The sequence below is a fragment of the Phycisphaerae bacterium genome, assembly GCA_024102815.1.
Classification (GTDB): Bacteria; Planctomycetota; Phycisphaerae; order UBA1845; family UBA1845; genus JAGFJJ01.
In genome coordinates this window covers 51,859-71,474 of sequence record JAGFJJ010000005.1, presented here as the reverse complement: position 1 = coordinate 71,474, position 19,616 = coordinate 51,859, and the positions used below count along the sequence as shown (strand labels likewise).

Sequence of the window (19,616 nt, the reverse complement as noted above, 5' to 3'; positions counted from 1 at the left end):
CAAGAACGGGCGGGAGTGTCCTTCGATGCTCTCGCCCGTTTTGCATCTCCATCGTTGAGAAGTGCTCGCAAGTCTACTTGCCGAGGTTCAGTCTGTCGATTTCGTTGAGGATCGCATCCCACGAAGGGCGCGATCGGGCCAGCATGGGGAACACCTGCCGGACGACACCCTCCTTGTCGATGAGATAGGCCGTGGTGCGGTGGTACCGACCCGTTTTTTCTCCGTTTACGTCGCAGACGATATCGAACGGCGGCTCGCCATCGAAGTGCTTGAGGAATCGCCCATGTGATTCGAGGTCGGAATCCTCCTGGGCAATGGCAATCACCGCGATATCACGATCACGGAAGGAATCGTAGCGCTTCTGCAACTGGACCAGTTGCGCCGCACAGTACGGTCACCAGTGCGCCCGGTATGTCGTGACGATGATGTTCTTCTTGCCGAGGTATCCGTCCAGCGAGAGCTTCGAGCCGTCGGCCCTGGGAAGGGTGAAGGGCTCGACACGGTCACCGATCTGGAGCGTGTCGCCCCTTCCCCACGTCGAAGTCGTCGGATCGGCGGGCGTTGCCTCGCCACTACCTGCCAGTGGGAGCGTCAATCGCTTTCGAACGAAACGTGAGTTTCCTTCGTCATCGGCAAGATAGGCGATGACGTTCAGGGCGAAGTGCTCGTTGGATGCGGGCTCCCTGGTCAGCTTGAATTCGACCCGGGCGGGCAGTTCCTTCAGCAGACGCTCATAGGGCGCCTGGAGAAACTCATTCTTGCGAAGCTCGTCCTGGGTCGCAAGCACCTTTCCCGCCAGCTCGGCCGAAGTCGGTACGTCGATCTGGAGGATCGGGGCAGGAATGCCAGCGTCGGCAGCCGAGACTCCCTTCGCGAATTCAGCGTCGAGCTGAATGGTGTAGGTCTGGCCGACCTCCAGGCTTGGCGCGTCCATCCGGGCGGAAACGGAAAGGGCATCGGGCGGGATGGCGGCCAGCGGTGCCATGAGTGTGCAGAGTAGTCCCAGCATGATGGCTCCTTTCGGCCCCGCGTACAGGTGGCCGGGGGACGGCCCAGGGTAACAAATTCGCAAACGGCCCGCGAAGACGGCTGGCGACAAGATAGCGGATCATTCCGGGAAGGCCAGCGTTGCCCCATTCCGGGACGGTCATCAGTGTGATCTGTTTCCGACCGGGCCGAAGTTCGCAGTGGCACGGAATATGCTACGCCGTACCCTGCTGCGGGGCTCCATACGGTTCCATCGGCTACCGCGGCGTGGGCCGGTGCCAGGCCGAATATCAATCGGCTGCGGCTACCGAATTCGTTTCATTAACGCTTGATGCCGTGTGGGCACGTCGCCCTCCGGTGACAGGATCGTGGCAGTGCAGCTTCAATCCCGATTCTTGCTCCTGGGGATGGTGATCTCACTTCTGGGGAGCGCCGTTACCCTCGGCCAGGAAAACTCCGATTGCCTCAAGTGCCACGGGCGCCCCGGGCTCAAGGTCGAGCGAAACGGGCGGGAAGTGTCCCTTTCCGTAGACGAAGAGCGCTACGCCGCCAGCCTGCACGGGGAATTCGACTGCGTGGATTGCCACAGCGCATTGGCCGGCACCGAGGAGTATCCGCACGAGACCGGGCTTGACCCGGTCAACTGCGGCGATTGCCACGATGATGACGGTCCCATCGCCACCTACTGGAACAGTACACACGGACAGCACGTCAAGGCCGGTGACCCGGACGCCCCTCGTTGCCAGGATTGCCACGGCAACCATTACATCTTGCCGCTGAATGACCGTAATTCGGCCGTATCGCCGTTCAACATTCCACAAATGTGCGCCCAGTGCCACGCGGAAGGCGCGGCCGTGGAGCGTACGCACAACCTGCCCGAAGAGCAGGTGTTCGATCGCTACAAGGACAGCATCCACGGCGAGGGGTTGTTCAAGCAGGGGCTCGTGGTAACGGCGGTTTGCACGAGCTGCCACACCGGACACAACGTTCTGCCGCACGACGATCCGCGTTCGACAATCAACAAGGACAATGTCGTAGCCACGTGCATGAAGTGCCACGGGCTCATCGAGCAGGTTCACCGCAAGGTGATCGCAGGCGAGCTGTGGGAGAAAGAGGGTGTCGTCCCGCTGTGCGTGGAATGTCACTCACCGCACGAAATCCGCAAGGTGTTCTACGACACGAACATGAGCAATGCCGACTGCCTGCGTTGTCATGCTGACCCACAGCTACGGGCATCGGCTGATCGCCGCAGCCTTTTTGTTGATGCTGACGAGCACGGCAATTCGGTTCACGGGCGCAACAACGTGGCTTGCGCACAATGTCACACCGGAGGTAGCCCGGCTGACGAGGAGCGCCCATGCAAGACGGTCGCTCCAAGGGTCGATTGCTCCATCTGCCACGAGGCCGAAGTGGGCGACTACGACCGTGGACGTCACGGGCTGCTGCATCGCGCCGGGGATGCCAACGCCCCCTACTGCACCGATTGCCACGGCACGCACGGAATCCTCGAGCACACGGTTTCCGAGAATGAACCCCTAACGCTCCAGCAGATCGTCCGGCAATCGCCGACGTACGCCCGAAATGTCCCTAACCTCTGCGCCCGATGTCACCGCGACGGCGGGCAGGCGGCACTGCGCAACTTCGGCCCCGAGGATCACATCGTTGAGAAGTACACGATGAGCATTCACGGGAAGGGCCTGCTGGAGAGCGGGCTGACCGTGACCGCAACCTGCACCGATTGTCATTCCCCGCACAAAGAACTGCCCCTGAGCGACCCCGAGTCCACGGTCCACCCGACGCACATCGCGGAGACGTGCGGCAAGTGCCACGACGGCATCTACGAGAAATTCCAGCAGAGCATTCACTCGGCCATCGGAAACCCTGACTACGAGGAGCGCCGCGTGCGGGGGATGCCGGAACTTCCCCACTGCAACAATTGCCACCCGGCCCATGCTGCTTCACGCACGGATCAGCCCGAATTCGAGTTGGGCATCATGCAGCAGTGCGGGGAATGCCACGAGGAAGTCACGGAGGCGTATTTCGATACATTCCACGGCAAGGCTTCGGCCCTTGGCGACACGACGAAGGCCAAGTGTTACGACTGTCACGGTGCGCACGACATTCTTCCACCGGAGAATCCGGAGTCGCACTTGTCGCACGATAACATCGTGCAGACATGCGGCAAATGTCATCCCGGCTCACACCGGCAGTTCGCGGGCTACCTGACGCACGCCACGCACCACGATCCGGACAAGTACCCGGCGCTGTACTACGTCTTCTGGTTCATGACTTCCCTGCTCGTGGGCACGTTCGGCTTCTTCGGGCTGCACACCCTGCTGTGGTTCCCGCGATCCCTCAAGCTGCGGCGAGAATTCCGCAAGGAGGTCGATGCCGACGCAGAGCACGGTCAGCGGCAATTCATGCGCTTCCCGCCGTTCCTCCGCAAGATGCACCTGGTGGTGATCGTCAGTTTCTTCGGCCTGGCCATTACCGGCATGGTCCTCAAATTCTCGTACACCGGCTGGGCTCAGTATCTGGCCCGGCTACTGGGCGGCGCGGAGACGGCCGGGTGGATCCACCGAATTTGCGCGATTCTGACGTTCGGCTACTTCGGAACGCACCTCTGGGACGTATGGCGTCGGTTCCGCAGGCGCGACAAGAGCGCGTGGCAGTTTTTCTTCGGTCCCGAGACCATTCTGCCGCAATGGTCGGACGTCAAGGAACTGGTGGGGACGGTAAAGTGGTTTCTCGGGTACGGGCCTCGCCCCCGCTACGGCAAGTGGACCTATTGGGAAAAGTTCGACTACTTCGCGGTATTCTGGGGCGTGGCGGTGATCGGCACCACCGGTCTGTGCCTGTGGTTCCCTGAGTTCTTCACCAGGGTTCTGCCCGGATGGTCCATCAACGTGGCCACGATCATTCACAGCGACGAGGCGTTGCTGGCGACGGGGTTCATCTTCACGATACACTTCTTCAACACGCACTTCCGCCCGGAGAAATTCCCCATGGATCCGGTGATATTTACTGGGCGAATGTCGGTGGACGAACTCAAGCACGACAAGCCGCGCTACTATGAGCGGCTGGTCGCCAGCGGAGAGTTGGAAGAGGGCCTGGTCGATCCCGCTCCCCGGACACTGGAACGCGGCGCCCGGGTGCTGGGGTACACGGCGCTGGTCGTGGGCTTTACGCTGGTCCTCCTGATTATCTACGCCATGGTCTTCGCTTATCGCTAAGAACGCCGTTTCGTGCTCGGGCGCCGGCAAGGTACGGCGTCCGGGTGCGGACACCCGCCGCCAAGTCACCTCGGCCGGCGCCGGTAATCCACTTTGTTTGGCGGCCTGACGGTACATCCACCGAATCAGCCCCTTTTTCCCGCTGGTCTGGCATGGGATTTGTAGCCCCAATCTCCTGGACGGGCCGTCTCCTGCGTTGCAGTTCGTTCGCCTAGCAACCGGGGAGTACCAATGGCCCGGAAAAGAGGCTGGAGATGTCCATCAATCGCAGAGAGTTTCTGGGTCGACTGGGGGTTCTGGGGGCGGGCGCGGCTGCTGCGACCGTTCCGGCCGGGAAGGCGCTGGCGGCCCACGGTGAAACAGACGCCGATCCGATGGGTGTGCTTGTCGATATTCCGACGTGCATCGGATGTCGCAAATGCGAATACGCGTGCCAGGAGGCTGCCGGTTTCGCCCCTCCGCCGATCGAGACGTTTGAGGACAAGAAGCCCTTCGAGCAGTATCGCCGCCCTCGTCCCGACAGCTACACGGTGGTCAACCGGTTTGAGAACCCGGCGTCCGAGGAGCGTCCGATCCACTCCAAAGTGAATTGCCTGCACTGCATCGATCCGGCGTGCGCCTCGGCTTGTCTTGTGGGCGCGTTCCACAAGGAGCCTACCGGGGCGGTGGTTTACGACGCCTGGAAGTGCATGGGTTGCCGCTACTGCATGGTGGCGTGCCCGTTCCAGATCCCCACTTACGAGTATCAGAAGCCACTCACGCCGCAGGTGCGCAAGTGCAACTTCTGCGCCCCGCGGATTGCCAAGGAGGGCGGAGTGCCCGCATGTGTGGCGATCTGCCCGGTGGATTGCATGACCTACGGCCGGCGAAGCGAGTTGCTGAGCCTGGCCCGCGAAAAGATCGCGGCGTCGCCGGACGTCTACGTCGACCACGTGTATGGCGAGCACGAAGTCGGCGGCACGTCGTGGATGTACCTGTCCAGCGTCCCGTTTGAGGATATCAAGTTCCACGCCATGGGGTCGGGGGCCCCACCGATCCTGACCGAGACCGTCCAGCACGCCATCTTTAAGCACTGGGTCCCGCCGATCGTCTGGGCGGGCATTCTGGCCACGGCCATGTGGATGACCCGGCCACGCGAAGACAGCACAACAGAAGACAAGACGGCCGACCCCAGCCGGGCGCATGGGAACGATCACCGTCCCGCCAAATCGTCGCGGCTTGAAGTCGAGTCCGTCGGCGCAGGAGCATCATCATGAGCGCGCACGAACACGAGATTCCGGCGCCGGTGAATCGAACGATGCTCACTCCCGGGGTGATGGTCCTGGCCGGGCTGACACTGATCGGCATATTTTTCGCAGCCGGTCGGTTTATCTTCGGGCTCTCGGCGGTGACCAACCTCGATCAGCAGCATCCCTGGGGACTTTGGATCGCCATCGACGTCGCCACCGGTGTTGCGTTGGCCGCGGGCGGATTCACCACGGCAGCACTGGCACACATTTTTCATCGGGAGCACTACCACGCGATCACACGACCGGCCCTGTTGACGGCGCTGCTCGGATACACCTTCGTGGCCATCGGTCTGCTGGTCGATCTGGGTCGCCCGTACAACATCTGGCACCCGATGTGGCCGACCATGTGGCAGGGGAACTCGGTGTTGTTCGAGGTAGGCATATGTGTCATGTGCTACCTCACGGTTCTGTACATCGAGTTTTTGCCCATTTTCTGCGAGCGTTTCGAAAACGACGGTTCGCATCCGCGACTGGCTCGAATCTGCCGATCACTCAACGCCACCGTGGGTAAGGTGATGGCGGTATTCATCATCGCCGGCGTGGTGCTGTCCTGCCTGCACCAGTCGTCGCTGGGCAACCTGATGGTCATCGCGCCGTACAAGATGCACCCGCTGTGGTACACGCCGCTCCTGCCGCTGCTCTTCCTGCTTTCGGCGTTTGCGGTGGGGTTCCCCATGGTGATCGTCGAGTCGATGTACGCTTCCTGGGCGCTGAAGCTCAAACCGGAAATGAACGTGCTGTCGCCGCTGGCACGGTATATCCCCGTCCTGCTGGGGATCTACCTGGCCGTCAAGCTGTCAGACCTGGCGATCCGCGAGGCGTTCGGATTCCTCGGTGAAGGCTCCGTGCAGAGCACGATGTTTATCGTCGAAATGCTCTTTGGCGTGGTTCTGCCCTTTGTCATGCTCCTTTCGGATCGTGTGCGGCGGAATCCGAAGCTGCTCCTGACCGCGGCGCTCCTCGTCGTACTGGGCGTGGCGATGAATCGAGTGAACGTGTTCCTGACGGCGTACAGCCCGCCGTACGCGGTGAAGGCCTACTTCCCGTCGGTGGGAGAGATTGCGGTAACGGTCGGTCTGATCTCGCTCCTGATGCTCTGCTATCGCGCACTTGTGACCTACTTCCCGGTCATCAGTCAGCCGGCGAAAGCCAAGGCGGTGTGACGTAGATGATGAAACGACGTTGGGCCAATTTTCTTGCCATCACGCCAGTCGCTCTGGGGCTTACGGGCGCTTCGCTGCTGTGGGCGAGTCCCCGCGTGCAGCGCCCGGCTGCGGAAATGACGTCCCGATCGCGTTCAACCGCTTCGGCCACGGTTGCGGAGGACGTGCGCATCGGTGATTGCCGAACCTGCCACACCTGCCCCGCTCCGACTTCCGAGGGTCTCTGCCTGCGGACCTGCACGCGAGACCGCGCGGAGGAATTCGCGGTCGAATTGGCGAAAGCGAAAAAAGGCCCCAGCGTCGTCATTCTCGATGAGCTTGAGAACCGCTATTTGCCCGTTCCCTTCGACCACGCCGGTCACGCGGCCATGTCGGAGATGACGCGGGGTTGCGAGGTCTGTCACCATTACACGCCGGAAGGCGTCGAGCATCCGGCCTGCAAGACCTGTCACGCGGCGGAGCCGGGCGCAGGCGACATCCGCATGCCGGGACTGAAAGGCGCCTATCACCGGCAGTGCATGAGTTGTCACCGTGAGTGGAGCGGGGAGACGGCCTGCGGCGCCTGCCACCAACCCAAGACGGGACCATCGGCCCCTGAGGTCGGGGAGGCCATACCGAGCCCCGGCGACATCATCGGCCGGATGCATCCGCCGATTCCCGAGCCGGAAATGGAGGTCTACGAGACCCGACGCGAGGGACACCCCGATACCAAGGTCGTTTTCCGGCACCGCGAGCACATCCACCAGTACGGGTTTGCCTGCGCGGAGTGCCATAAGGAGGACAACTGCAACCGCTGCCACGAGAACGGAAAACAGCACGTTCAGCAGGTTCGCACGCTCGATGAACATCATCGTCCTTGTGCGGAGTGCCACGACGTCGAATCGCCGCAACGCTGCAATCACTGCCACTTTGCCGAGGGAGAGCCGATGCCGCCGCCGTTCGATCACGCCCGGACGGGCTGGCCGCTCAACCGTTTCCACGCGGGTCGCAACTGCCGGACGTGTCACAAGACGACGCCGTTTACGTCCCGTCCGCGGGAGTGCAACGTGTGCCATGCGGACTGGTCGTCGGAGACGTTTGATCATGCCGTGACGGGACAGATTCTCAACGAGGAGCATGGGTCCTTCGACTGTGAGGACTGCCACGAAGATCGGAAGTTTGACGAGCCTCCGGCATGTACTTCGTGTCATGACGAGGACGAGGGAATTTCGTTCCCCGACAAGCGACCCGGGCCGGTCGCGGTGATTCCGAATACGCCGAAGTAGTTTCGTCGGTGCCGAACCCGGCCTTTGCAAGGAGCACGATCGGGCCATCGCCGGATCAAGGGAGAGTGAATATGTCGGCACGAATGTCCACGCTGATGCTGGGTTTGATGCTTGGCTGGATCGCGCAGTCGACCCCCGCCCAGGAGGTGGCGCCCGTACCCGCAGCGGGTGAGGAAGTCACGGCCGCGCCGGTTTCGGTCGACTACCCCGCAAACCCAACGAGCTGCGCCGATTGTCATGCCGATCGCATCGCCCTGAACGAACCCCTTCCGCCGGCGCAGATGCTCAAGGACTCGACGCACGTCGATCTGGATTGCACTGACTGTCACATGACGATTTCGATGGACGACCTCGACTTCAGCTCGGCAAACCCGCACGGGCCGGATGTACCGGAAGTGGGCACAGAAACCTGTGGTGAATGTCACGATGAAGCGGCGTCGGTGTACAAGATGCACGGCCGGCTGAAGGTCAACACGGACCCGGACATGCCTTCCTGCTGGAGCTGTCACGGCGCCCACGACGTACTCCCCACGACGGACCGCCGCTCGCATGTTCACCCGATTAATCTGCCGGAGACGTGCGAGTCCTGCCACACCGATGTGAACCTGGTCAAGCGGCACGAGTACCTTCGCGAGGAGCCCATCAAGCTGTACGAAAGCAGCGTTCATGGCCAGGCAAGTCGCAAGGGCCTTTACGTATCGGCGACCTGCAACGACTGCCACTCCGCCAAGGATCCTGACGGAAAGCGCACCGCGCACCGCATTCTCGGCGCAGGCAACCCGGAATCGACGATTTACCACTTCAATATTCCGAATACTTGCGGCCAGTGTCATGAATCCGTCACCAAGGACTACCTGGAAGGAATCCACGGCATTCTCGTCACGGAACGGGGCTCGGTCGATTCTCCGGTGTGTACGACGTGTCACGGCGAGCACGGGATCATCTCGCCTAAGGATCCACGTTCGCCGGTGAGTTCGGCGCGCGTGGCCGAGGACACTTGCGCGCCCTGCCACGAATCCGTCGTGCTCAACGAGAAATACGGGATTCCCAGCGGTCGATTGCGGTCGTACATCGACAGCTACCACGGCCTGAAGAGCAAGGCCGGCGACGTGCACGTGGCCAACTGCGCGTCCTGTCACGGCGCGCACCGCATCCTGCCGTCCTCAAATCCGAATTCATCAATCAACGCGGCCAATCTTCAGCACACCTGCGGTGAGTGCCATCCGGGCATCTCCGCAGAACTGGCCAAGACGCCGATCCACTCGACGGCAACCGGGCTCTATGCGGGTTGGCCCGAGTTCTTCCGAAATCTGTATATCGTGCTCATTGTGGGCACGATCGGCGGCATGCTCCTGCACAATGGAGCGGATTGGCTGCGGTTCGTGCGCAACCTGGGGAAACGTCCGTTCGTGCAACGGCTCAGCATGAACGAGGTTATGCAGCACTGGGCGCTGATGATTTCGTTTACCGTGCTGGTGATTTCGGGCTTCTCCCTGCGTTTTTCCGAGGCGGGCTGGGTCAAGCTTCTCTTCGGCTGGACGGGCGGCTTTGAAATCCGCGGCATCGTTCACCGCGTGGCCGCGGTCATTCTGATCCTGACCTCGATCTGGCATCTGTTTTACTTGATCACGCCGCGCGGCTGGCAGTGCGTCAAGGACATCTCCATGCGAATCTACGACCTTCGCCACCTGGGTGAGAACATCCAGTACTTCCTGGGACGGCGATCGCACCCGCCGGGATTCAAGCGTTTCAGCTACATGGAAAAGGCCGAATATTGGGCGCTGGTCTGGGGAACGATCATCATGACCGTCACCGGACTTCTCCTCTGGTTTGATAATTTCTTTGTCCAGTCGCTCGGATTGCCCAAGGGCGTGCTCGACGTCGCCCTAGTCATTCACTATTACGAGGCCTGGCTGGCAACCTTGGCCATCCTGGTGTGGCACATCTACGGCACGATGTTCAGCCCGGCGGCCTACCCGATGAACACGGCGTGGCTTGCCGGGCGGATGCCACGGGACATGTACGCCCACGAGCATCCCGAAGGACCGCGACTGAAGGCACGATTGTTCACCGTGCGCCTGGAGGATGAAGAGGAAGCCGGAAGCGGTAATTACCACGCGCCTGACGCGGAGGAGCGGCTTCGGGGAACGGCGACCGCCCCTGACGGGGAAGACGAAACGGCTTCCGCCTCTACAGGAGAAGGGAATACCAAGGGAGACTCAGGTCGTGGCGGCGGGAGCGGCGGGAGAGAATAGAACAACTGCAGGGTTCGCGGCCCTGCGCGTTTCCGCGCCGCGACCGCATAAGGCCTCGCTTCGCATTTCGGACGATTTCGATCCCGCCGATTCTGCACGCCCGACATCAGAATCGCTGCGCGGCTTCGGACAGCAGGAAGAGCAAAGAGAATACGTAACCCGCCACGATCAGATAGAACACGGTCAGCCAGCCGCTCATCGGAAGTACTCCCGCCTGCTGTCGAAATTGCCATTGGCCGCAAGTCAATCTACTCCGCAGCACCGTCCACGCAAGTCCTTGTTTCGAGTCCGATCACCCCTGCACACGCTCACCCGCCGGATTCGCCCATGCCGTTTTACGCCTCAATCGATAATCCGGTGATTGTCGACCGAGGTGCCATCGTGCAAGATGCCGGTTCGGGGCCACGGGAAACTGTACCGATCTCTTCGAGGAGTGCTGTATGCGGGCCGCTACGGACATGCGAGTTGGACTCATGATGGCTCTGATAAGCGTTTCGGCGGCGCTTGCCCAGCGCGTTGATCAGAGCGACCTGAAGCTCGCCTCGAAGGACGTTCCACCGCGCTGGCTGACCTGGGCGGAGAAGACCGACTTCCAGCAGACGCCGCGTTACGCACACACGATCAGCTATTGCCGCGACTTGGCGGACGCCTCCGACTGGGTGCGCTTCGGTACGTTCGGCGTCAGCCCGGAAGATCGCGAGCTGCCGCTGGTCATCGCCGCGAAGGACGGCGATTTTTCGCCTGATGCCGCACGAAACCACGACAAGCTCGTCGTGCTCATCCAGAACTGCATTCACGCCGGCGAGTGCGCCGGCAAAGACGCCTCACTCATGCTCCTGCGGGATATCGCCGTCACCAGGCAGTTCGAGCACCTGCTCAACCACGTCGTTCTGCTGGTCATCCCGATCTACAACGTGGACGGCCACGAGCGGTTCGGGCCGTACTTGCGCATCAACCAGAACGGCCCAGAACAAATGGGCTGGCGGACAACGTCGCGCAACCTCAATCTCAACCGCGATTTCATGAAGGTCGATGCCGTCGAGACGCGAGCGTGGCTTGCGCTGTGGAACAAGTGGCAGCCGGATTTTCATATCGACACGCACACGACGGACGGGGGCGACTGGCAGTACGACGTGCTCTATGCCATCGACACCCACGACGCGGCCGAGCCGCACATCGTGCGCTGGATCGAGGAATCCTATCGGCCGTTCGTGCTTTCGAAGATGGAAGACGACGGACATCTTTGCCTGCCCTATTTCTGGTTTGTGGATGGCAAGGACCCGATCAAGGGAATTCGCTCGGGAGGATTCGGACCGCGCTTCGCCAACGGATATGTCGCATTGCGCAACCGGCCATCGCTGCTGGTCGAGACGCATATGCTCAAGCGCTACCGCACGCGCGTGATCGGCCAATATGACATCATCCGCCATACGCTGGAGTATCTCAACGAGCACCCGGACACGCTGCGCGAAGCGATCCAGTCGGCCGATAGTACGAAGCCGGGCTCATTGCGCGGTAACGCCGAATCGAAGCTCACCTTGACGGTGAAGTCCACAGATACGTCGGAGCCGATCGACTTCAAGGGAGTCGCCTGGCGGCGCGAGCTGAGTCCGATTTCCGGCGACGTACGAATCGTCTACGACGGCCGGCAGCGCGTGGACCTGAACACCGTCTGGTTCAACAAGACCGAACCGGCAAAGCAAGTCGATCCGCCGCGCGGGTACCTTATTCCGCCGCAATGGACGGAAGTGATTGATGTACTGGAGGCGCACGGACTGAAGGTGGCGCGCCTGGATGAAGGCGCGAAGGTACCGGTGCAGTCCTATCGATTTCATGATGTCGGGTTTCGCGAGCGACCCTACGAAGGCCGACACACGGTGAATTATCGGGCGGAGCAAGTTCAGGAGGAACGCTGGTTTCCGGCCGGTTCCTATTTTGTTTCGCTCGATCAGCGTACCTGGAAAGTGGCCGTGCACCTGCTCGAACCGGACGCACCGGATTCGCTGGTTGCCTGGGGATTCTTCAACGCGGTCTTCGAGCAGAAGGAATACGCGGAAGGCTACGTCCTGGAGCAGCTCGCCTCGAGGATGATGGCCGAAAGCGACGGATTACGTCAGGAGTTCGAGCAGAAGGTCCGTTCGGACAAGGCGTTCGCAGCTGATCCACACGCGCGCCTCTACTGGTTCTACGAGCGCTCGCCGTATTGGGATGAGGCGATGAACGTGTATCCCGTCGGACGGGTCGCCACGGATGTCCAACTGCCCTTGGAACAGGCGCGAGAATCTCGGTAGGTGCCGGGCGACAAGCCGACTCAGGAGTTGCGTTCCACGATCAGATCGCGGTTATCGTCCTCGGTCTTGTTCTTCATGGAGTAATTGTCGTCCTGGCGCTTGTGATTCACGTTCAGTTTCTTCAGGTACAAATCGTGCACGTCTTCCGCATTCAGCCCAACGCACTGCGCCATGCTGATCCAGAAGAACAGCAGATCGATGACTTCCACGCGGGCGTTCTGAAGATCGTGAATGGCGAAGCGCTGACCCTGCTTGGCTTCGCTGCACCAGTGCTTCCAGAAGGTGCAGTCGCGAAGCTCCTCAAGCTCATTGGACGCGGCCATGAGGTAGTCGCTTAACCACTTGCCGGCCAGTGCGGGGTCGAAGCGTTCGTGCAGCGCGGAGGTGTCGTAGCCGATGCGGCGATTCAGCTCGGCCTGTCGTTCAAACAGATCTGCAAGCATGTCTTTGGGCATAACTCGGCTCCGGCCTCAGCGGGCTTGTCGGCTCGCTTGAATGGAAACGCAGTTTAGCAGGAATGGAGTCGATTGAGCAACCGGGGCAAACAGCACCAGGCAGTGAAGGCGTGATGCATCCTCACCGATGCGAAGCACCGGAGTAGGCACACAATTCATGGGGAAATCGAAGGTTCTGGATTCCGGCCCTTGCCGGCTGACGGGTCGGTCGCCTCTTGCCACCCGTCATTCACGAATCGAAAGGAACTACTCCGCCAGCAGCGCCTCCTTCAATTTACGGAGGGCTTCGTTCTCGATCTGGCGGACGCGTTCACGGGTGAGCTTGATCTTTGCGCCGATGTCCTTGAGGGTCATGGGCTCACTGCCGTCCAAGCCGTAGCGCATGCGGAGGATCTTCGATTCGCGGTCATCGAGATCGGCGAGGACCGACACGACCTGTGCGACTTCCGACTCGCTGACCAAGACATCGTCGGGACGCGGCGTCTTGTCGTCCGCAAGCGATTCGGTCAGAGCCTGCCCGTTGGCCCCGTCGACATCCTGGGTGGGCGCCGTGACGGCCTTTACGGCGTTGCGGATGTGCTTGACCTTGGCGACATTCATCTCGAGAATCTCGGCCAGTTCCTCAGTCTGCGGCGGCCGGCCCTCCGTCTCGATGAAATGGTCACGGGCTTCACGGAAGCGCGAGATCATTTCCACCATGTACGCTGGAATGTGTACCGGCTTGTCGCTGTTGATCAGACTCCGCTTGATGGCCTGCTTGATCCACCACGAGGCGTAGGTGCTGAATCGCGTATTCTGGTCGGGGTCGAAGCCCTCGACAGCGCGGATCAGCCCGAGGTTGCCTTCATTGATCAGATCGTTGAGTGGCGCACCGCGCTTGGCATACTTCTTGGCGATATTGACCACGAGGCGCAGGTTGGACTTGACCATGCGCTCGCGCGCGGCCGCGGCATCGCCCTCGATGCCCTCGCGCTCAACCAGACCCACCTCGCCGCGGGCGAAGCGCTCGGCGACGCGCTGCCCGGCGCGCACAATTGTCGCAAGCTCCTTCTCCTCATCAGGAGTCAGGAGCGGCGCTTCGTTAATCTGGCGAAGGTAAACTTGTAAACCAGTGTCGACAGCGATGGTCAGGCCTCCTCAACGCGCGCCCGATAGCGGGCCGCGAATCCCAGTTGCCATCGGCGGGCGCCGCTCTATTGCGCGGATCCCGCCGATGGTCGGCCTGACCCACGCCGTCAGCCGGCGTCGCGATTCGGCTCTTCACTTTCGTCAGCGGGCGCTTCCGCCGGGGCCGGCGTCGGCGCCTCTCCGGCTTCGGGAACCTCCCGCGGGCGAACGAAGTCCATCGGTTGGAGCTGATCGAAGGTCTCTTCACCCGGACCGTGGAGCCCGCCGCGACGCGCCTTGGGGCGCTCGCTGACGGCGTCCGGATCATTCTCCACCGACCACTCCGCCCGCTTCTTGGACAACCCGATCTTCCGCTCGGCTGCATCGACGCGAAGAATCTTCACGAGAATCTTGTCGCCGATCTTCACCTCGCTATGCGGGTCCTCCACCTTATGATCGGCCAATTCACTAACGTGCAGGAGCCCTTCCAGATCTTCCTCCAGCTCCACGAAGACACCGAAATTGGTGATTTTGGTAACGGTCCCTTCGACGATCTGTCCGGGAATGTAGTTCTCGATGACCGCGCGGGCCCACGGATCCTCCTGAAGTTGCTTCAAACCGAGAGCGATGCGCTGCTTCTCCTGATCCACATTCAGGACAACGCAATCGATCACATCGCCTTTCTTGAGGGTTTCCGACGGATGATTGATCTTCTTTGTCCAGCTCATGTCCGATACATGCAGCAGACCGTCGATACCCTCCTCGATCTCCACGAACGCCCCATAATTGGTCAGGTTGCGGACCCGGCCGTTAATGCGCGTGTTCGGCGGATACTTCTCGGCCACGTGATTCCAGGGATTCTCCTGCGTCTGCTTGATGCCCAGCGAGATTTCCTGCTTGTTCTTGTTGACCTCGAGCACGACCACATCGATGGTGTCGCCGACGGCGAGAATCTCCGACGGGTGGTTGATGCGGCGCGTCCAGCTCATCTCGCTGATGTGCACCAGACCCTCGATACCCTCGTCGATTTTCACGAAGGCGCCGTAGTTGGTGATGTTGACGACCTCGCCGCTCAGCTTGGTACCCGCCGGGTAGCGATTTTCCACTTCATCCCACGGATTGGGCTTGAGCTGCTTGAGGCCCAGGGCGATCTTTTCCTTCTCGCGATCGACGTTGAGCACCTTGATCTCGACTTCCTGGTCGATCTTGAGAACCTCCGAGGGATGACCCACGCGGTCCCAGCTCATGTCGGTAATGTGCAGGAGACCGTCGATACCGCCGAGATCAACGAAGGCGCCGAAGTCCGCAATGTTCTTGACCGTACCGGTGCGGACCTGACCGACCTCCAGCGTGGACATCAGTTTCTCTTTGGCGGCAGCGCGCTCCTCATCAATCAGTTTGCGGCGGGAAATGACGATGTTACGCCGCTCGGTATCGATCTTGAGGATCTTGGCCCGAACCTCCCGGCCGATGTACTCGCCAATGTCACCCGGACGACGGATATCCACCTGCGAGGCGGGAAGAAAGGCGAGGTAGCCGATGTCCACGAGCAGGCCGCCCTTGATCTTGCGCACAACGCGGCCGTCGACGATGTCGCCCTCGTTCTTGGAATCGGCGATGCGCTGCCAGTTGATGATCCGATCGGCTTTGCGCTTGGAAAGGACAATATGTCCGCTGTCCGACTCTACGGTCTCCAGCCAGACCTTGACTTCCTCACCGACGCGGGGCTCCTCGTTGTCCTCCCACTCGTTGGAGGGGATCAGGCCCTCGCTCTTGAGGCCGACGTCGACGACGACATCGTCGCCGGCACGGCCCACAATCTTGCCCGTCAGGATCGACCCAGGAGAGAATTCCTCTTCGCGCCGATCAAGAATAGCGGTAACGTGCGACTCTTCGCGGTGCCCCGCAAACAGCGCCTCCAGCTCCGCGTCCAAGCCTTCGCCCTGCTCATCCAGTTCGCTGATTAGGTTGTAATCGACCATGTCCCAGACAACTAAAAAGGAGGTACGTGTCGGTCGAGCGCCCAACGCTGGACATGGAACTGGAATCCGCGGGACCGATAGGACGATCCTTGATTCGCGGTCCGAATACTCCGTCAACTCGACCGTATTCTATGCGCTTCGATCGTATCAAAGCACCGCCGTATCCACCGCATACGCCGATTGACGAATCTGAACTCCGACTTCAGATCCGCCTGTGGCGGCAGCGAGGATTGGACTAGTTTACACTGATGCGATGCCGTCCCGCGCGACGCTGCCGATTGATCAGCTTGCGCCCCTTGGCGGTCCGCATGCGGGCCCGAAAGCCGTGCTTTCGCACCCGGGTGATTCGACTGTTCCTGCGCGGGTAATGCATATGCCTAAACTCCCCACTGACCTACGGTTACGATGGGCGATCCGCTCGCCCGGGGGCCGTTCCAGAGGCGAAAACGAGGCAGTATAATCGCACGGGAAACAATCAACAAGCGGCGGCCGGGGCGCTTGGAACGGGCCGCATTAACGTTAAACGAAGGCTTCAACAGGGAATGCAATACACATGCTCGATTCCGCGCGTGTTCGCGACATTGTCGAAAAGACCCGCCCGATACCGATCGTCCAGACGCTCCGGTTCGAACTGGCCGGGTTTGAGGAGGGCTTCTGCCGCCTCCGGGTGCCCTACGATCAGCGCTACGACGGCATTTTCCGGTCACTCCACGGCGGGCTGCTGATGACCATCGCAGACAGCGCGGCCTGCTTCGCCATCATGACCCAGACCGGCCCGGATGTACCACTGACCACGACGGACATGAACATTCGCTTCCTGGCCCCTTGCCTGACGGATGTGACGGCCGAGGCTCGCGTCATCAAGCTGGGGCGCACGCTCTGCCCGGTTGCCGTGGATCTGTTCGACGCGCAGGGAACGAAGGTCGCCGTCGCCCAGGTGACGTACATCCGACTGGAACGCAGGCCCTCGCATGCCCCGAAGGAGTGACCCACCAACTTGGTCAGGCCGGCTCGCCCCGCGCCAGGCGGGCGGAACGCAGCTGACTTCGGAACAAGTGGCGTTCTTTGATGCGCTGGAGGCGCCGTGCGCGGTAGACCCGAACGGCCCGAAGGGTGAGAAAATAGGCAGGAACGGCCGCGATCGTGCCCGCGACCAGGCAGCCGATCCACAGCTCCAGGCTCAGGTCAGCAAACTGTCGCAGACGCTCAGCCCAGAAGCTCCAATTGAACAGGTGGACCGTATCCGCAGGGGCATCGAGTACTCGCAGTGCTTCCGGCGTGACCTCGCCCGGCTGCTCTCCCAATATCCATCGACCCAACATCAAGCAGCCACCGTAGATCGGGACGATGGTAAACGGGTTGGTGATCCATACGAGCGGAACACCGACAACACGGTTGGCACGCGCCAACGCAGCAAGGGCCAGGGTGACGATCATCTGGATACCGACCAGCGGAAGAAACGCAACCCAAACGCCGATGGCCGCCCCCAGCGCAATGCGGTGCGGCGTGTCGTCGGCGTGCAGCACGTTGTGCACGAAGAATCGGCGAAGTCTGAGTGCGTAGCGGGCCAAGCGAGCTTTACTCCGCAAGATTACCCCAGGATCTTAGTCCTGCCGCTGCCAGAGCGTGCAGGATTCTCCGCCGGCTCTCAACACGACAATCCGGCAATTGATCGGACCCCCTATCGACCTATCGACCAGGAGAGGAATCGGGTTCGGCCGGCGCATGCCCAGGCACTTCCGATGACGTCTTGAGCACACGTCGCAGTGTTTCCACCACGGGCGCAACGAGCAGATCCTCCATGCAGCGGTGCCCGTGACGGCATTGGGAGAGACGTCGAAGATAGCAGGGCGAGCAGGAAACGTCGAGCCGGACAACGGAATCAAGCTGTCCGTAGGGTCCCGTCCGACCGGGGTGCGTTGGTCCGATCAGGCAAACCACGGGGCGGGAAAACGCCACTGCCAGATGTGCGGACGCGGAATCCTGGCAGAGCAGCGCCCGACAGCGATGCAACACGGCGGCCATCTCCAGAACGGACGTCTTACCCGCAAGATTGATCGGCGGACGTCGGCAGGCCCGAGCGACTTCCTTGCAGCGCTGTACCTCGTCGGGTGCTCCCAGCAGCACGGGAGGCACGTCAAGGTCCGGCTCGAGCTGATTGAGCACCTCGGCGAAGCGCTCCGCCCGCCAGCGTTTGGTCTGCCAGCGTGCCCCCGGCGCAACGGCCAGGAAGGACCGCGAAGCACCGATTCCCTTCCGTTCCAGCAGTTGCTCCGCCTTTTGTAAGACCTCTCTCGGCAGTCCCAGATCGAACCGGACCTCGCTGCGGGAGAGTCCCAGGATCGGACACACGCTGAGATTCCGATCCACCGCGTGCGCGTTTTCCGGGGCGTGTGGAATTCGATGGGTATAGAAGACCCACGCGGCCTCCCGGGCTTCGGCGAACCCAATGCGCGTCGGCGCTCCGGAAGCCCAGGCGATGAATCCGCTACGGAATAGGCCCTGCAAGTCGACGATCAGGTCGTAGCGGCGGCGACGTAGACCACGAAGGAAATGGAGGAACTCAAGCGTAATTCGTGGGCTCCAACCCACGCGCGAGAAGCGCTTGCGGTCGAAGACGACCAGCTCATTGATTTGCGGGTGGTGGGCCAGGAGCTCGCCAAACGGAGGAAAAACCATCCAGTCAATTTGCGCGTCCGGAAACCGGCGGCGAAGGGCGTGCAGCACAGGCAGCGCGTGGACAATATCGCCGAGGGAGCTCGGCTTCATCAGCAGGATGCGCTGGAACGACCGCCGGGTGACATCGGCCGGCTGGGACCCGAATACCGCCACGGCCATCTCCCATCATTGATCGGTTCGGATCCAGCGATCGTCCGCCACAAGAATCTCGAAGGGGCGAAAACGCGCTTTGTAGTCCATGGTCCGGCTGCCCGCGACGTGAAAGCCGAGGAAGTAGTACGGCATGTCATTCTCGCGACACCATTCGATCTCGCGAAGGACCGATAATGTTCCGAGGCTTCGCCGGGCGTATTTCGGATCGAAGTACATGTACACGCTGCTCAGCCCCTTGGGCAGACGGTCGGCAATGCTCACCCCGACCAACCGACCACCGATGTAATAGCTGAATTCGCGGGACGCGATCGGCGAGTCGTAGAGAAACTCGATGAACGCGGTGTATTCCGCAGACATCGTGCCGTCGTGCTGAAACGCTAAATAGTCCCGAAACAGGCAATATTTCTCATCCGAGGGAGCCGGATCGTCCACCTCCATCCGCACGTCCGCGTTCGTACGGGCCACCCGGCGCATGGACCGCGACGGGACGAACGTCTCGACAGGGACACGAAGCTGACGGCATTCCCGGCAGCCGCGGCAGCGCGGGCGATACACAACGTGCCCGCTGCGGCGAAAACCGCGGGCGAGGAGGCGTTCGTACAACGCCCCCTCAAGTCGCTCCACGAAATAGGCCTCGTTGCGCGATCGGCGCTGGGGCAGGTATGGGCAAGGAAACTCCTGTCCCACGGCCCTCAGGGCGTCCAGATCGGCGGCGGGGGAACTAATCAAGTCCGAATGGCAGGCGACATCCGTCATG

General features: G+C 61.4%; 16 protein-coding genes. 7 read left to right on the top strand and 9 right to left on the bottom strand.

From position 1 onward, the window contains the following. Positions 1-73: 73 nt before the first annotated feature. Together J5J06_00630 and J5J06_00625 are read right to left on the bottom strand one after the other, a co-directional pair. On the bottom strand, positions 74-367 hold the full coding sequence (locus tag J5J06_00630) for a redoxin domain-containing protein (GenBank protein MCO6435575.1): 294 nt from the start codon (positions 365-367) through the stop codon (positions 74-76). Between the two features lie 27 nt (positions 368-394). After that, complete coding sequence (locus tag J5J06_00625) at positions 395-1,009, bottom strand: hypothetical protein (GenBank protein ID MCO6435574.1); 615 nt, start codon at positions 1,007-1,009, stop codon at positions 395-397. Positions 1,010-1,361: 352 nt separating this feature from the next. On the opposite strand from J5J06_00625, the gene J5J06_00620 reads away from it, so the two are divergent. The 6 genes from J5J06_00620 (at position 1,362) to J5J06_00595 (ending at position 12,483) form a co-directional block, all read left to right on the top strand. Continuing rightward, complete coding sequence (locus tag J5J06_00620; protein ID MCO6435573.1) at positions 1,362-4,220, top strand: cytochrome c3 family protein; 2,859 nt, start codon at positions 1,362-1,364, stop codon at positions 4,218-4,220. 254 nt (positions 4,221-4,474) lie between these two features. Continuing rightward, a complete protein-coding gene (locus tag J5J06_00615; GenBank protein MCO6435572.1) occupies positions 4,475-5,476 on the top strand; it encodes a 4Fe-4S dicluster domain-containing protein in 1,002 nt (333 codons plus the stop codon). Beyond that, positions 5,473-6,672 (top strand): Ni/Fe-hydrogenase cytochrome b subunit, encoded by a 1,200-nt coding sequence (gene hybB, locus J5J06_00610; GenBank protein MCO6435571.1) that lies wholly within the window; start codon positions 5,473-5,475, stop codon positions 6,670-6,672. The genes J5J06_00615 and hybB overlap by 4 nt, the downstream gene beginning before the upstream one ends. A 5-nt stretch (positions 6,673-6,677) precedes the next feature. Then, positions 6,678-7,937 carry a cytochrome c3 family protein gene (locus tag J5J06_00605; GenBank protein ID MCO6435570.1) on the top strand — a complete coding sequence of 420 codons (1,260 nt, stop codon included), beginning with the start codon at positions 6,678-6,680 and terminating at the stop codon, positions 7,935-7,937. A gap of 71 nt (positions 7,938-8,008) precedes the next feature. Next, positions 8,009-10,192: a cytochrome b/b6 domain-containing protein gene (locus J5J06_00600; GenBank protein ID MCO6435569.1), complete on the top strand. Its 2,184-nt coding sequence runs from the start codon at positions 8,009-8,011 to the stop codon at positions 10,190-10,192. A 473-nt stretch (positions 10,193-10,665) separates the two neighbouring features. After that, a complete protein-coding gene (locus tag J5J06_00595; protein MCO6435568.1) occupies positions 10,666-12,483 on the top strand; it encodes a M14 family metallopeptidase in 1,818 nt (605 codons plus the stop codon). Between the two features lie 20 nt (positions 12,484-12,503). Here the strand turns inward: J5J06_00595 and J5J06_00590 are convergent, their stop codons facing one another. The 4 genes from J5J06_00590 to rpmH form a co-directional block, all read right to left on the bottom strand. Then, positions 12,504-12,938 (bottom strand): dUTPase, encoded by a 435-nt coding sequence (locus J5J06_00590; GenBank protein MCO6435567.1) that lies wholly within the window; start codon positions 12,936-12,938, stop codon positions 12,504-12,506. A 246-nt stretch (positions 12,939-13,184) separates the two neighbouring features. Continuing rightward, positions 13,185-14,069: an RNA polymerase sigma factor RpoD/SigA gene (locus tag J5J06_00585; protein MCO6435566.1), complete on the bottom strand. Its 885-nt coding sequence runs from the start codon at positions 14,067-14,069 to the stop codon at positions 13,185-13,187. 104 nt (positions 14,070-14,173) lie between these two features. Beyond that, complete coding sequence (gene rpsA, locus J5J06_00580; GenBank protein ID MCO6435565.1) at positions 14,174-16,027, bottom strand: 30S ribosomal protein S1; 1,854 nt, start codon at positions 16,025-16,027, stop codon at positions 14,174-14,176. Positions 16,028-16,262: 235 nt separating this feature from the next. Continuing rightward, positions 16,263-16,400 (bottom strand): 50S ribosomal protein L34, encoded by a 138-nt coding sequence (gene rpmH / locus J5J06_00575; protein MCO6435564.1) that lies wholly within the window; start codon positions 16,398-16,400, stop codon positions 16,263-16,265. A 180-nt stretch (positions 16,401-16,580) separates the two neighbouring features. On the opposite strand from rpmH, the gene J5J06_00570 reads away from it, so the two are divergent. Further along, on the top strand, positions 16,581-17,015 hold the full coding sequence (locus J5J06_00570) for a PaaI family thioesterase (GenBank protein ID MCO6435563.1): 435 nt from the start codon (positions 16,581-16,583) through the stop codon (positions 17,013-17,015). A gap of 13 nt (positions 17,016-17,028) precedes the next feature. Here J5J06_00570 and J5J06_00565 read toward each other — a convergent pair whose 3' ends face one another. From J5J06_00565 to J5J06_00555, 3 genes are all read right to left on the bottom strand, one after another. Continuing rightward, positions 17,029-17,598, bottom strand: coding sequence for a DUF2062 domain-containing protein (locus J5J06_00565; protein MCO6435562.1), 570 nt, complete (start codon positions 17,596-17,598; stop codon positions 17,029-17,031). Between the two features lie 118 nt (positions 17,599-17,716). Then, on the bottom strand, positions 17,717-18,859 hold the full coding sequence (locus tag J5J06_00560) for a glycosyltransferase family 9 protein (protein MCO6435561.1): 1,143 nt from the start codon (positions 18,857-18,859) through the stop codon (positions 17,717-17,719). Between the two features lie 12 nt (positions 18,860-18,871). Beyond that, positions 18,872-19,615: an arginyltransferase gene (locus J5J06_00555; GenBank protein ID MCO6435560.1), complete on the bottom strand. Its 744-nt coding sequence runs from the start codon at positions 19,613-19,615 to the stop codon at positions 18,872-18,874. Between the last annotated feature and the right edge of the window lies 1 nt (position 19,616).